This is a genomic window from Bacteroidota bacterium (assembly GCA_030706745.1).
Lineage (GTDB): Bacteria > Bacteroidota > Ignavibacteria > Palsa-1295 > Palsa-1295 > PALSA-1295.
In genome coordinates, this window is the sequence record JAUZNX010000007.1 from 191300 (window position 1) to 205824 (window position 14525).

Consider the following 14525-nt stretch of genomic DNA (forward strand, 5'->3'; position numbering starts at 1 on the left):
ATTCGGAGGAATTCTCAAGTCCAATGCATGGCACAACGAATGGCAATCACCCCGGCCTCAAGCAAGCAACAGGCTACCAAGCGGTCGCTGAATCGAGAGGCAAGGCCGTCACGTGGAACGGGCGAATCCGGAGTCTTCTTCTTTTTCTTTGCCTGGGATTCCTTTGGCTGGGAATCCCAGGTGTCGGAGTAGCTCGAGACAATCCCAAGCCAACCGCAAAGCGAACCTCTGCAGCACTCCGACCTGCGGATATCGAGCTAGTCAACAAGACCATCGGCAGTACTGATGCTCAGGCGCTCATCCGTGACACCATCGCCTATGTTAACCCGCTGGACGTCTTCAATTTCATCCACGTTCACACGACTCTCTCTTCGAACGAGGATATTCTCTCCGGCTTTTACATTGATGAGAAACGGACGTTCATCATCAATTCGGCCGAACGATCCATCACGTTCGAGGGGCATCGATACGCGATCGGAGACAGTGAATTCGCAGGGGGATCGACCGGGACGTATCTTGCCACGAGTGTCCTGGAAAGGGTCTTTAAGCTGAAGTGCGCTTTTGACTTGCGGAAGCTCCAGGTCGCGATCTCCTCTGGTGAGAAGCTTCCCGCTGAACGTGAATTCGAGGATGAGAAGCGGAGAAACAATGCCCAGGGCCTCACGAAGACTCTGTACCGAAAGCCAGACCGTGTATTCACTCTGCCTCGCTCTTGGTTCTCGCTGGGGATTCTGGACTGGTCGTTTGGGGCGTTCTACTCCAAATCCTCCGAGTCGGGCAACTACCACCTGCAACTTGGCAGCCAATTCGCCGGCGGCGATCTCGACGCATCATTGGACGGGAATTACAATGAAACGATCGATTGGGCACGGACGCCATGGCGGTGGCGATTGCCGGTCCAAAATAGCTCGCTGTTGAAGACGATCCTCGTTGGTCGCCGAGCACCATTTTCCAATCTCCAACTGGCAGACTCGATGGTCGGAATTCAGTTCAGCAACACCCAGTCCTCCATGTCGGGTCCTGACCAATCAACGTACACAAACTATACGATCGCAGACCGCACGGAGCCGGACTGGACGGTTGAGCTATACCTCAACGAACAACTCATCACATACGTGAAGGCAGATCAGACGGGATATTATAAGTTCGTCTTTCCACTTCCATACGGCTCGACGGATGTGCGACTGCGATTTCTTGGGCCGTATGGTGAGGTTCGTACGAAAGAGTTGGCCTTTCGGATCCCTTACACATTTCTCCATCCCGGCGAGGTGCAGTATGAACTGACGGCTGGGACTTCCGTCGCGAATCCAGAGCTGAGCAATTCCGTCGCAAAGCTGGACCTGAAGTTGGGTATCAGTAGTGCAATCACTCTCGGAGGAGGCGTGCGATATTCGATGGACCCGATCGGCAAGCCGGTGTTTCTTCCAAGCGCTTCGGGCTCGCTAAGAATCTCGAGCGATGTGGTGGCTTCCGCGGACTATTATCATAAGGCCGGTATTCAAAGTTCGCTCAATGTGACAAGCCCTCTTGGATTTGCCTTGGATGCACAATATCAGTCTTCCTTGGGATGGCAAGCGAGCGCTCTTGACAATCTGGTACTTCAAAATCGGCGATCACTCAATGTATTCTTCCCGCTGCCCTGGAATATCGGCACGGTACAGCTCGGTGGAACGGATATTCCAATAAACTCTCGGGAGGGCGACGTACAGGCATCTGGTACATTCAATCTCAACCTATTTGGGTACGACCTAAGCTCGAGCGCGAGTGTCTCCTATCATCGGGATGGATTTCATCTCAAACCAACCTCCGAGATTCAATTGCAGGGTGGCCTCATGTTCTCGCTGCCACCAGTTCTTGGTGTTCAATTTCGGCCCTCGGCAAACGTGGACTACACACATCTTAGAGTCCTGGATGCCAGTCTCAGCGCTACCAAGTACATTGGCGATCAGCGATCTGTGAGCCTCTCGGGTGTACATGATTTTCGATCGCGCTCGAATTCCATTCAGGCAAGCATCGGTTTCAACTTCCCGTTTGCGCAAACCGGGCTGCAATCGACGTATGGTACCGGGTCGCCCCTTTCGGCTGGTACCACGATGCAGGGCTCGGTTGTGCTCGATCCCGGAGCCGGGAACATCCTGTTCGAGAATCACTCGGCAGTCCGCACCGGGGGTGTTACGATCGAACCATTCCTCGACCAGAACAACAACGGGAGGCGTGATGCCGGAGAGCCCATTGTTAAGAAAGTTGAGATCGAAGCCCCTGGGACAGTTGACAATCAAAAGGATTGGAGTCTCCGCATTATGGATCTGGAGCCATACGTTCCCTATTACTTTAAGACTTCAATGAAGGCCGTGGAGAGCGCTTCGTTTGTATCGAAGTATGAATCCTTCGAGATCACGCCTCCCGCGAATGGATTTGCGAGGGTCCAGTTACCGATCTTGAGTGTCGGCCAAATCGAAGGTTATGTATCGATGGCGAAATCCACCGGTCAAAAGCCAATGGGAGGAGTACGGATCAAGATACAGCATGCTGACGCGAATGATACTTCCATGGTGATGCCTACTGAGGATTTGCTCACTTACTCGAATGGGGAGTACTTCTATTTGGGACTCATGCCCGGCAAGTATCGTGTCTCACTCGATCCGAAGCAACTCGAACTTCTGCACGGTGTAGCAACACCACCGTATATCGAATTCAAAATAGAAAACAAGGACGACGGCGACCTCATCGAGCGACTAGACTTTTCAATCAGCGCACCCCCCGAGGGCAACACAACGAAAACTCCTAAATAGAGGCGCACTCAATGTGCCTCCTGTAGATCGACCCACCCCGGGCTTCGTTGCACGTTGCGCGATTCCGGTCGATGCCGCAAGCGGCCCGCGAGTTGCCTCAATGCCGTCAACGGTGATCTGGAAATTCGAATTGAAGAGGCGCCCGGATGCAAAGAGGGGTTAAGGCCCCATTGTGGGTTAGTAGGGTATTCAGGTCTTTTCCAACCGATCAAGCAGGCGCAGCAGGCCATCGAGGATAGTCAGTGGATGCGGTGGACAGCCGGGGATGTAGAGATCGACAGGCACGACGGAGGTCGCGCCATTAAGGATTTGCGGATTGCCAACGAAGGGGCCACCGGCAATCGCGCACGCGCCAACTGCGATGACAATCTTTGGCTCGGGCACTGCATCCCAGGCCTTCTTCAAGGCGAGTTCCATGTTCTTTGAAACGCAACCGGTGATAAGCAGGCCGTCTGCATGACGTGGTGAAGCCACATATTGGATCCCGAAGCGACTGATATCCCACCCGATGGTACTAAGCACGTTGACGTCTGCTTCGCAGCCGCCACAACCACCGGCACTCACCACACGTAAACGCAACGAACGGCCAAATAACTGACGCATTTTTTCGTCGAGAGCAGTTGCGAGACGAATCTCTTCGCGGCCGGGATCGCCGAGAATGAGATCTTCACGATGACGCACGGCCATGCGATGATCCCCGGTTTGCGTGATGGCGTTTGGTGGACAGACCTCTACACATGCGGAGCAGAAAATGCAGCGACCGAGATCAAGAGCGACCGGAGACCCGAGCGTGCGCGTGATCGCTTTGGTCGGACAAACGGAGATGCAAGCGCTGCAACCGTCGGTACATTTGCCAGCATCCACCCTAAGTGTACCGCCATGACGGTCAGGCAGCGCGGGCGCCGGGCCATCTGGATAGGCCATGGTTTCGCAGCCGCTCTTCAGACGATGCGCGACGGTATCAATGACAAACATGCGTTTGCGTGACTTCATAAATCAAAGCCGCAATAGGAGAGGTTAAAGCTCTTGTTGCAAATTGGGAAATCCGAGATCGCCGCGCCACGCGTCGCTAACGTCAGTCCCGTCCAATTGTGGAATGAAGGATCGATAATCTTATAGCGGCGAAATCGGCCGGCGGCGTCCGTCAGCACCACATGGCAGACTTCGCCACGCCAGCCTTCGATGAGTGTAACGGCAATTGTATCCGGTGTGGGAGCAGGGAGTTCGCATCGCACATCACCATCAACTGGAGCGGCAAGTTGTGCGCGAAGGTATTCGCCGGAACGTTGGACTTCCAATGAGCGCACCATCGCGCGCGAAAACACGTCACCACCCGGCCAGACTGCAACTGGAACCTGAGCAAAGCGATGCCAGCCAATTGGATGATCGTAACGAACGTCACGCACCAATCCACAAGCCCGCGCCGCCGGACCAACCATTCCAATATCAGTGGCCTGTGATGAGGAGACAACGCCAACATTTTCAAATCGCGTTCGGACGGAAGCAGCGTCCCAAAACCAGCCGAGAGCCTGTTCGATCTCACTGAGCGCGATTTCGAAACGTTCAACCAGTTGAGCGGCGCGTTCGGGTTCGAGATCGAGACGGCAACCACCGGGTCGCACGAGACCGCGCCCAAACCGGTTGCCGCAAATAAGAGCAGTGAGATTGAGAATGTCACCACGAATTTTGCCGCACGCCGACATTGTTGGCAGAAACGCAACGTCACCAGCCAGTGCACCCATGTCGCCGACGTGATTGGCCATTCGTTCGAGTTCGAGAGCAATTGCTCGAAGCCACTGCCCACGCAACGGAGCTTCGATCCCTGCGAGCGATTCTAGTATGGACGCGTATCCAGTCGAATGGGCGATAGTGGTATCCCCTGCCACCGTCTCGATCTGGCTCATAGTCGAAAGATGCGGACCGCCAGTCAGGGCCTCCTCTACCCCACGATGCTGGTAACCGAGCGCGATTTCCAAGTGCAGCACTTCTTCTCCATTGCACTGAAATCGAAAGTGGCCCGGTTCGATGACACCCGCATGGATCGGGCCAACAGCAACTTCGTGTATTTCAGGACCGTCGACTCGAAAAAATTCTCCGTTTGCCGGTGCGTTCCCATTAGTCTCGCGGACAAGCCTGAGCCATGGATGCCCTTCCGGAATAAGACCGTGTTGCTCCCAGACTTCGCGTTCAAACAAATGAGCCTGCGGGTGCGACATAGTTAGTGAGGGGTACCCACCCGTGAACGGCGTACTCCGAGCGACGGCAAGCGTGTTATCAACATCGAACGCAAGCACTGCAACGAGACGCGTTGCTGAGCCTTCGGTCACGCCGAACCATGCACACAAGCGTGCGCCGCGCGCCAGTTCGTATGCTGTCGTGCGTACAAATTCCTCTGGCTGCCAGACGGGGACTTTTTCCCATGGAAGGCTGGTAGCATTAGCCCCTAAGGCAAATGGTGTGGAAGCGCTCATGGTATTGGGAAAAGTTGGGCGACGGCTGCTCGCCAAGCCTCGCGCAAAATCTGCGGCGTAAAAAGTCCGAGCCACAAGGATAATCCGAGCAGCGCGAGCGGCGGTGCAATTACACCGGCGGTTTCGACGAAACGTTCTGCATTCGAGCGCGTTGCGGGGCTCGGGCGTCCATCGACGATGGCAAAGACCACGCGGGTCATTCCGAAGAACGCGAGTAACAGGCAACTGAGAAACACCACGGTAGCAACTCCTTGCCCGGAAGCGAGTGCAGCCCGCAGCACTAACAACTCACTGAAGAATGGAGCGAACGGCGGCAAGGCTGTTACTGCAAACATGCCGGTGACAAAGATAGCTGCCGAACGTGGCGTGAGTATAGATATGCCTCGCACGTCATCCATTGAGGGCGATCCAGCCGCGCGCCGGATGTTGCCCGCACTCAGAAACAACGCGCCCTTCGTCAGGCCGTTACTCCATACATGAAACAGTGCGGCGGCTACGCCCGCAGGGCCGAGCGCCGCGCCGATACTCAGAATGCCCATATGTTCCACGCTCGAATAGGCCAGCATCCGTTTGAAATCGCGGGTGCCCAACAAGAACAATGCTGCCACCAGCATCGAAAACAATCCGATGATGAGCAAGGTCCGGTCAGCGATCGGACCTTCTCCCGCCGCGCCAACGACCGCGCGTACGCGCAAAATGGCGGTGAATGCGACGGTGGTGACGCCACCAGCGAGAATTGCGCCGACAATGCTGGGCGCTTCGCCGTAGGCGTCGGGCTTCCATGTGTGCATCGGTGCGAGTCCCATCTTCGTTCCGTAACCCACAAGCAGCAGCACCCATGCGGTCAGGACCCACGGACGCGACAACCCAGCACCTTGAGCAGTCAGCGCGGCAAATGTCAAATTGCCCTCGCCGCCGCCGTGCAAGGAAGCGTAGCCAAGACAGAAAGAACCGAGTAGGGAGAGCGCGATGCCCGTGCCGCCCACCAGCAAATATTTCCAGGTCGCTTCGAAGGCACGAGGTGTGCCGTTGAAATGCAGGAGTGGAACGGTAGCAAGCGTCACCGCTTCGGTGGTAATCCAGAGTAGTCCCAAATGCCGGGCCTGATGCCCGGCACTAAGCAATCCAAGGATGGCCAGCAACAATGCCACAAACACACGGTTGGGTCGTTCCGAACGGATACGAAGATATGAGGCGCCATAAGCGGCACAGACCAGGAACAGCAATGAGACGACCGGCAACATCGCCCGCGCGAGCGGATCGAAGCCGAACCAGTCGCCCGGAGCAACCGGCGGTGGATCGATGAATAACCAAAACGTCAACACGACATGCGCAATGCCAAAGACCGGCAGCAGCCAGGGCCGGGTCCGGTTGTCCGGCCACACGGCGGCGACGGCTGCTCCAGCCAACGGCACGATGATGAGTAAGAGATTGCTCATTCGCGGAGCGTGTTAAGTTTGCGGGTGTCCAATGAATCGAACGCACGCTGGATGCGGTCAACAATGAGGCCGATAATGAACACACCCACCGTGAGATCCAGTAAGATCCCGGACTCAACCAGCAACGGAGTCGAGTGAATGAGCAGCAGACCGAATAGATAAATGCCATTTTCCAGAATTAGGTATCCGCAGACTTGCGAGATGGCACGAACCCTGCCAATCATCAAAATGAAACCAGTCAATACTGAGGCAATCGCTCCGGGCACCAGAAGTGACCCCGAATGTTCCGGCAACAGCGGTAGTGCACGCGCGAGCGCCACCGCCGCGATCGTCCCAGCGGCGCCGAGCAACAGTGATGGCACATAACCGAGAAACGGTTGGATATCGCGCTCGATGTTCGCGGCTCGCATCGCGCGCCGCAACAGACCGGGAATTACGAAGCCCTTACCAACGATCGTGGCCAGTGCGACCAAGAATATTCGCCAGTCGAGATTGCCGGCCTCCAACAGGAGCGGCATGAGCCCCAGCAACATCCCTTGCACGGACATGGAGCGGATCATCGATGGCAACCGGCTGCTGCCGAGCGCGAGCAAATTTAACCCCATCGCCAGGCCGATCAGGAGATTCAGATCTGGATGACCGATCATCCACGTTCCGTTGCTCATTCAACACCGCCTTTCCATGCAACCAGCAGCGCGAATAAACAGAACAGAATTGCCGTTGTGAGCAGGAGCGGCACGCGGCGAAACGCGAGCCTTGCGAGCAAAGACTCTATGAAGCCCACGCTGACCGTTACCACCAAAACACCCGCCGCCAAAACCCCGACCGCACCGAGCACTGTGAACTCACGCATCGGCAACACCGCTTGAACGAGCAGCACCGTAAAGAGAAGAAGTTTGATGGATGCGCCGTGTAATACGACAGCGAGCGGTGGCCCACTGTGATCGAGCACCATGACTTCGTGGATCATCGTCAATTCGAGATGCGTGTTGGGGTCATCGAATGGCACGCGACAATTCTCCGCAAGTAACACGGTGAATATTCCTGCCGCCAACAAAACCGCTCCTGCACCGAGCGAGGGCGATAGCATTGTGACCAGCGTAACACTTCCGGTCTCGACGCTTAGTGATAGCACCGCTGCGATGATAGCAACTTCCGCAAGCACCGCATAGCTGACCTCTCTCACGGCACCCATGCCTTCGAAGGCCGAGCCGGTTTCCATCGCAGCCCAAACCGTGCAAAATCGCGCAAGCGCTAATAGGTAGATCAGCAATAGCACATCGCCGGGGAAGCTAACTGCGCATCCCACTGGCCCAAGTGGCATTAGCATTGCTGCTCCGATCAATGCCACCCATGCTATCGCAGGTCCGGCGATGAAACCCGGCGATGCAAGACTGCTCATCACCACACCTTTACGCCATAGCTTCGCGAGATCGTAGTACAACTGGAATACCGGTGGTCCTCGGCGGCCCGCAACCCACGCTTTCACCTTATTGATAATGCCTGGTAGCAACGGCGCCAACAACAACCATACTGCGAGTCGCAGGACGATACCGAGCATGGGAATCAGTGCGTGCATCCTATTACGCTGAAGCTAATGAGTCGATCGACGCATCCAGTGTGTCCACCGCCTGGAGAATCTCATTGTCGGATGCGCCCTTGAGGATCAGTTCGCGCAACGGCCCTCGAGTCAATCCACGACTCAATCGTCCCAGGAGATCAAGGTGTCCGCGCGGCGAGGGTGCAATGAAGAAACACAGCCGCGTAATCGGCACGCCATCAGGAGACGCGTCGGCAGCAGGGAGTGCATCGCGCAAGAAAATGAACGCCACTGTGCCGGATTCGCGGCCAAGGGTGATTCGTTCGCTCAGATGCGGCAAAGCAAATCCACCACCAACGGGCGCGATTGTCACGCCACCTTTCAAGCGCACCCGCTGAACGAGCAGTTGCCGGACGGGTGGAGTCGCTCCGGGCAAGGTGGTGACGACTCGCTCGAACACCGCCTGCACCTCCACTGCCGGTATATCCCGCCAGATACCACCAGTGCGCAGTAGGGTCCCGAGTCGCAAACGCGTCCCCAGTGAGGAGGTTTCAGGTGCCAGAAAACCCGCTTTCGCGGCGAGTCCACGTTTGGCCGCCCAATCCGCCACCTGGGCGCGATCGAATAATAGCCGGCCCCGATCCGGTGTGTGAGGCAACCCTTCGTGCCGAATCCAGCCGTCAACGACGGCCTCGGAAACTCCGAATGACTCAGCAATTTGGATGAGGTTCAGATACATGGTTTGTGAATTTGCGCTGTCATTGGCCACCCCCAAGCAGGACCACAATTGCCAGCGCCGCCAGACCGATAAGTAAGTATAACAGGTAAAATTGCAGGCGTCCGTGCTGCAGACTGCGTGCTGCGGTGGAGATGCGCATCACCAGGTTGCCCACGGGCGAGACAATGTATTCGAGCACGGTATCCGGGGTATGCGTAGCGAAGCTCGCGTTATGCGGGAAGATCCCTTCAGGCCGATGTTCGTGCCGTATTGGCTGGAGAATCCATGCAAACCACTCGGTGATGATACTGGCAAATGAACCAGCGGTGTATTGCATCCTCGACGTCGGAAGAGCATAACCACAATCCCAGGTCAGTGCACGCCTAAAAATTCCGCATCGCACGCGTCGCCAAAGCCAGACCGCCGCCAGGAGCGCGACCATCGCGAGCGCGATGTGAAACAGGCCAAGCGTCGATAACGCCACAGGCGTCACTGCCCCAGCCCAAGCGGGATTCCAAACGTCCACCGCCCGCACCACCCCCGGCCAAAACACAACCGGTGCAATTCCAATTGCCACGCACGCCGCGCCCAGCAACACCATTGACCAGCGCATCCCCGGCCCACTTTCGTGAGCGTTCGCCGCCGCTTGAGAACGCGGTGCGCCCAGAAATACCACCCCACATACTTTCGCAAAACATGCGAGTGCCAGCGCAGCCGTCATGCCGAGGAGAATCGCCGCCGGTATCGCGGCCCAAGCCGATGGCCCACGAGCCAGAGTGGCATCGAACAATCCGAGATAAATGAGCCATTCGCTCACGAAGCCGTTCAACGGCGGCAGTCCGGAAATCGCGACGGCGCCGAGACCAAACAGCGACGCTGTCCACGGCATCATTCGCCACAATCCACCGAGCCTGCTCATTTCGCGTGTCCCTGTCGCGTGCACCGTCGAGCCAGCGGATAAGAACAGCAGTGATTTGAACAGCCCGTGATTCCACACGTGCAGAAGCGCACCTGCTAATGCCAGTTGGCCCCAACTTGCATTCGATTGTCCCGTCGCGAGGATCGCGAAGCCAAGCCCAATCAAGATGATGCCAATGTTCTCAACACTATGATAAGCAAGCAGGCGCTTGAGGTCATGTTGACCAAGTGCAAACGCAACCCCGAGCACCGCGCTGGTCACGCCAAGAAATGCCACCACCCATCCGGCCTCTGGCGGGACCGGTAACCAACCGCTAAATCGCACAAGCCCGTATATGCCAATTTTGAGCGTCACGCCCGAAAGCATGGCAGAAATATGGCTCGGTGCATTGGCATGAGCCGATGGCAGCCAAACATGGAGCGGAAACATGCCGGCCTTCAGTCCGAACGCAACGAGTGCCAGCCAAAACAATGGCGCGAGGTCCATGCGGTCGCGCATTGATCCAAGCTCCCAACTTCCGGTGCGCACCGCAAGCATCGTGAAGAATGCGAACAGGCAAAGCATCGCCACATGCGACGCGCCGAGATACAGCCAACCCGCAGCACGAACTTCGCTCCGCTGACGATCGAGTGTAACTAAAAAATAAGCCGCGACCGTGAACAACTCCCACGCGATGAGAAAATGCAGGCCATTGGAGACGAGCAGTACTCCTCCAAGGCTCAATAGCATTACACTCCACCAGACGCGACCAGACCGAACGGAGCGCGGATGCGCGACCTTCGACCAATATTCATGCGCATAAATAGCCCCTGCCCCACCGACCACGCATAACAATATTAGAAAGAATGCGCTAAGAGCATCCAGTCGAAGATGCACTGGTTCTCCACCCAACGGAAAAGCGCTACGCCATTCCCATACAACACTACCCCCGAGCACTATTATGCTCGCCGCGAGTCCTACAATCACACTTGCCAGTGTGACTATCAGCCACAGACGCGCTGTAGCACGTCCCATCAGGATGCTCAGAAGCATCCCGCCAATCGCTATGAATAACAGAGGACCAACGGTCATCTTTTAGTGGAGAGAGCTTCCTTGCTCTCATAATAAAGGCTCATCAAGCTGGAGGAGTAACCAATCTCGATCAACCGTGCCAATATGTTAACGGGCCAGAGATAACTTGCGATCACTTCGTTACCGAGTTCAGGTCAACTGAAGATGCACCTGCGCCTCATGGTACAAATGGCGTCGGATAAACTACATGCCACTGCAAGCACAAAGCCCATTCCGGACGCATCTATGTTTCATCGCTGGTGTGAAAGCATCCGAGATGAGGAATGATTCACGCTTCGACCTGCTCAATTACAGCATGCCGCGTGAAGTCTGACTTTGTGACTGGATGAAGATTTGGAAGTGCACTATGCAGCTGCATTCAATCATTATTTTCTTTCATAGCCATTGTTATAATATAGTAGCAGTTATTCGTCCTTTTTCAACTATCACGGCCGTATACAATCAAAACGAACAACCTCCCATGGATTATCCTAGGATTATTCGAATCGTTCTGAGAATTCGATGTAACTTTTGGCACTTCTCAGGTGTCGGAACGGTATGGCCGAAAAATCTGTGTCATTCTTCCCAAGTATGACTTAGAATTCAGGCTTGGATTATATCGCTCGAATTTTCGAGCTATGTGATTCCAGATCGTTGCCGTCGCAGTTGCATCCAGTTGTTACGATAGCACCGTCTTCATTTACAATTAAACCTTAATTTACGCTATGAGGAAACTCTACATTTTCTTCCTGGCTGTGTTGCTTTTTAGCGCGATCCTTCCGCCAAGGCTCGCGCAGGCACAGCCATATACTATGAACCAGTATCTGCTGCGGACCACGACTGGTTCGGGCAGTAGCTGGCAACCGCTCGCATCGGGTACGGTGCTCTCGGGACTCCCGAGTTACTACTACAATATGTCGAGCGCACAGCCGTTCCCATTCTCCTTCCGCTTCTTAAACACGACGTATACCAGTAGTAATAGTTTCGTCGTCAACGGATGCGGATCTGTTATCCTGAGCCAGACTTATGTCGGCCAGCCATACGACTTTGAGGATGGCTATAATTACGGCTACCATTACGATTATGGCAATGGACAGATCTCCAGTGCCTACGATGCGCCGTACGATTTCATGTATAACCAGAGCGGCTATTATTATCCGAACTATAAAGCCGCCGCAATGGAGTACCTTAACTATAACGCCTATTGCCCCGGAGGCTCCGCCGCGCAAATTCAGTGGGCTGTGCTTGGGACAGCTCCGAATCGCCAGCTCGTCGTCGAGACGCTGCATAATCACTCATATTACAGGTACATCTTCACTGGCGACGGAACGCTTGAAGAGAGCCATCAGGTCGTCTTTTTCGAGAATGGAATCTCCAAATTCCAATTCAATTATGCGCCCCAAATCGGATCGCGCAACAACAGCTACGGTTTTGGTTATGGTGCTGTCAGCGGCTCATATCACTATGAGTACGATGGTGCTGAGACCGGTATCAAAGAGACCGGCGGCCAGTACATGATGATCAATTTCAATAATCCAAACCAGTCTTATAATAACGGCACGCAGGTGCTCGGCGCCCCGATCTGGGCGTATAGTTCTGGTGTTGGACAGTACACGCTCAACGCACTCGGACAGCGTATCACGTACAGCCCATACCCGGGTTATGGTGCACCATATCTTGGCAACTGTAATCAGGATATGCCGACCTCGAGCCTCATGATCTTCATCGCTTGGCCATCTGATTTTTCGGCAGACTTCTGCTACATGAGCCAAAGCCCGACGGGTACCAGGCCAGCGACTCCATACTATCAGCCGAGCACGCAGCTTTACCCGACGGTCCAGATCACAAATCAGGGGACGAATATTCCGACCCAGCTCACCGTGCGGTTCCGTACGACGATCCTCGGTGCGTCGAACTATATCTACACGTATGACTCGGTGATAACGGCAGCAAATCTTCCAAGCTCGTTTGCTTCGAAGCTGATCGTATTCAACAGTCCCACGTCATCGTATACGACAGGTCCGGCCCCCGGCTCATGGAATATCTATGAGGACACGGCAACGGTATTCGGTCTGACGCCAACGGCGGATCAGGCCCCGTCGGACAATCTCACGATCGACGAATGGATCTGTTCGCCACCACACGATATCAAGGCGATCACGGTGACGAGCTTCCCGACGGGATCTCGGACCCCTGTAGCCTTCCCGGCCAGCGTAAGCATTCGGTTCAAGAACATCGGCTCGAATACCAGCCCCGAAACGAATATTCCGGTGACGGCTGCCATCAAGGATAAGAGCGGAGCCGTCGTCTATCGCGACACTGTGATCATCGGCAACTGGCCGCAGGGCGTCGATTCGAATGTGACGTTCAACAACTTCACCCCGCAACTCAATGGCGTTGATACCTGCTGGGGCATTGCGATCTGGCCAACCGACCAGTTGCATGCTGACGATACGACCAAGGGTACCTTCACGGTTGCATACGGCGATGATGTGCAGGCCATATCGGTCTTCAATCCGCAGCAGGATGAAGAGAAGCCGTACTACACGTCATGGAAGCCCGGTGCGTACTTCCGTTCGGTCGGAGCGGCTCCGGGTGAGTTCAACGTACCGGCCCGAGTCGAGATCCGCCGGTGTTCGGACGGTCAGCTCGTCTTCCGCGCCGACTCGAGCATTCCGGAGCTCAATATTGATAACGTGCAGGTGCCGTTCTTCTTCCCGACCGTTCAGGGTGGCTGGGATATTTCGAAGATCCCGCCGGGATGTTATAACATCTGTGCGATCGCACGTTTGAACAACGACGGCGATCGATCGAACGACACCGCCTGCGGTTCGTTCTCGATCATCGACCGGTTGAAGGGCGATATCTATGTGGGCGTTGGCCAGCGGTTCCAAACACTGCATGCCGCAGTCGACTCGCTGATCTATCGCGGAGTCGGCGGCAATGTTCGCCTGCTGCTCGCCGATAACAACTACACGGAGAACGGGACCTATAAGGTCAGTGATGCCAACGGCGCGCTGGACTTCACAAAGATCCGCGGTCTTGCCGATACGGCTCGTCTGACGATCACTCCGAAGCCGGGCGTTCAGCCACGGATCCTCTTTACGGGCAGCCGTCCGTTCTGCTTCTACTTCGGTGATTACGTAACAGGCGTCGGCGCATCTGCCGCGATCGTATCGGCTCCGTTCGGTGGATACGTCACGATCGAGGGGTATAACCCGCTCGGCATTGGCGCACCGGACCAACTGGTTGCCGAACCGAACAAGCGCACGATGACGATCGTCGATTCCTCGACTGCTGTCGGTGGTATCTTCTCGATCGAGAACGGCGCGAGCAACATCACGCTCAAGGACCTTCGCCTCATCGGCAACGGCTTGATGCAGGTCGATTCCATCCGCGTGCCGATCACAGCTCCAACCAAATCGCTGTGCTACGGCATTTCGCGCGATTCGGATGCGGTCATCCGTATCTACAACGAGCACAACTTCCAGTTGTACTCTGCCGGTGTTCGTGACACGACACCGATCAACCATATCCGTATCGAGAACTGCGAGATCGCGGGCGCCAAGTATGGCATCTACGATCACGGGTTCCAC

General features: G+C 55.6%; 9 protein-coding genes. 2 read left to right on the top strand and 7 right to left on the bottom strand.

What is annotated here, in order from left to right; translation table 11 throughout:
• Positions 1-23: 23 nt before the first annotated feature.
• The gene (locus Q8902_10085) at positions 24-2792 is read left to right on the top strand and encodes a hypothetical protein (GenBank protein MDP4199904.1); all 2769 of its coding nucleotides are present in this window, start codon (positions 24-26) and stop codon (positions 2790-2792) included.
• Positions 2793-2981: 189 nt separating this feature from the next.
• On the opposite strand, the gene nuoB is transcribed toward Q8902_10085, so the two are convergent.
• From nuoB to Q8902_10120, 7 genes are read right to left on the bottom strand one after another with little or no spacing between them, the layout of a single operon-like run.
• Complete coding sequence (gene nuoB / locus Q8902_10090; GenBank protein MDP4199905.1) at positions 2982-3767, bottom strand: NADH-quinone oxidoreductase subunit NuoB; 786 nt, start codon at positions 3765-3767, stop codon at positions 2982-2984.
• A 14-nt stretch (positions 3768-3781) separates the two neighbouring features.
• Positions 3782-5263 carry an NADH-quinone oxidoreductase subunit C gene (locus Q8902_10095; protein ID MDP4199906.1) on the bottom strand — a complete coding sequence of 494 codons (1482 nt, stop codon included), beginning with the start codon at positions 5261-5263 and terminating at the stop codon, positions 3782-3784.
• The gene (locus Q8902_10100) at positions 5260-6702 is read right to left on the bottom strand and encodes a proton-conducting transporter membrane subunit (GenBank protein MDP4199907.1); all 1443 of its coding nucleotides are present in this window, start codon (positions 6700-6702) and stop codon (positions 5260-5262) included. The genes Q8902_10095 and Q8902_10100 overlap by 4 nt, the downstream gene beginning before the upstream one ends.
• Complete coding sequence (locus tag Q8902_10105; GenBank protein MDP4199908.1) at positions 6699-7367, bottom strand: hydrogenase; 669 nt, start codon at positions 7365-7367, stop codon at positions 6699-6701. The genes Q8902_10100 and Q8902_10105 overlap by 4 nt, the downstream gene beginning before the upstream one ends.
• A complete protein-coding gene (locus tag Q8902_10110) occupies positions 7364-8281 on the bottom strand; it encodes an NADH-quinone oxidoreductase subunit H (protein MDP4199909.1) in 918 nt (305 codons plus the stop codon). The genes Q8902_10105 and Q8902_10110 overlap by 4 nt, the downstream gene beginning before the upstream one ends.
• A 4-nt stretch (positions 8282-8285) precedes the next feature.
• Positions 8286-8981, bottom strand: coding sequence for a PTS sugar transporter subunit IIA (locus tag Q8902_10115; protein MDP4199910.1), 696 nt, complete (start codon positions 8979-8981; stop codon positions 8286-8288).
• Between the two features lie 19 nt (positions 8982-9000).
• On the bottom strand, positions 9001-10950 hold the full coding sequence (locus Q8902_10120) for a proton-conducting transporter membrane subunit (GenBank protein MDP4199911.1): 1950 nt from the start codon (positions 10948-10950) through the stop codon (positions 9001-9003).
• 704 nt (positions 10951-11654) lie between these two features.
• On the opposite strand from Q8902_10120, the gene Q8902_10125 reads away from it, so the two are divergent.
• The coding region (locus Q8902_10125; protein ID MDP4199912.1) for a hypothetical protein at positions 11655-14525 on the top strand (2871 nt) is incomplete at its 3' end.

Excerpts from the sequence above, each read along its gene's own strand:
- Q8902_10120 (MDP4199911.1), bottom strand. The coding sequence starts at position 10,950 with ATGACCGTTGGTCCTCTGTTATTCATAGCGATTGGCGGGATGCTTCTG.
- Q8902_10105 (MDP4199908.1), bottom strand. The coding sequence starts at position 7,367 with ATGAGCAACGGAACGTGGATGATCGGTCATCCAGATCTGAATCTCCTG.
- Q8902_10110 (MDP4199909.1), bottom strand. The coding sequence starts at position 8,281 with ATGCACGCACTGATTCCCATGCTCGGTATCGTCCTGCGACTCGCAGTA.
- Q8902_10115 (MDP4199910.1), bottom strand. The coding sequence starts at position 8,981 with ATGTATCTGAACCTCATCCAAATTGCTGAGTCATTCGGAGTTTCCGAG.
- nuoB (MDP4199905.1), bottom strand. The coding sequence starts at position 3,767 with ATGTTTGTCATTGATACCGTCGCGCATCGTCTGAAGAGCGGCTGCGAA.
- Q8902_10095 (MDP4199906.1), bottom strand. The coding sequence starts at position 5,263 with ATGAGCGCTTCCACACCATTTGCCTTAGGGGCTAATGCTACCAGCCTT.
- Q8902_10085 (MDP4199904.1), top strand. The coding sequence starts at position 24 with ATGCATGGCACAACGAATGGCAATCACCCCGGCCTCAAGCAAGCAACA.
- Q8902_10100 (MDP4199907.1), bottom strand. The coding sequence starts at position 6,702 with ATGAGCAATCTCTTACTCATCATCGTGCCGTTGGCTGGAGCAGCCGTC.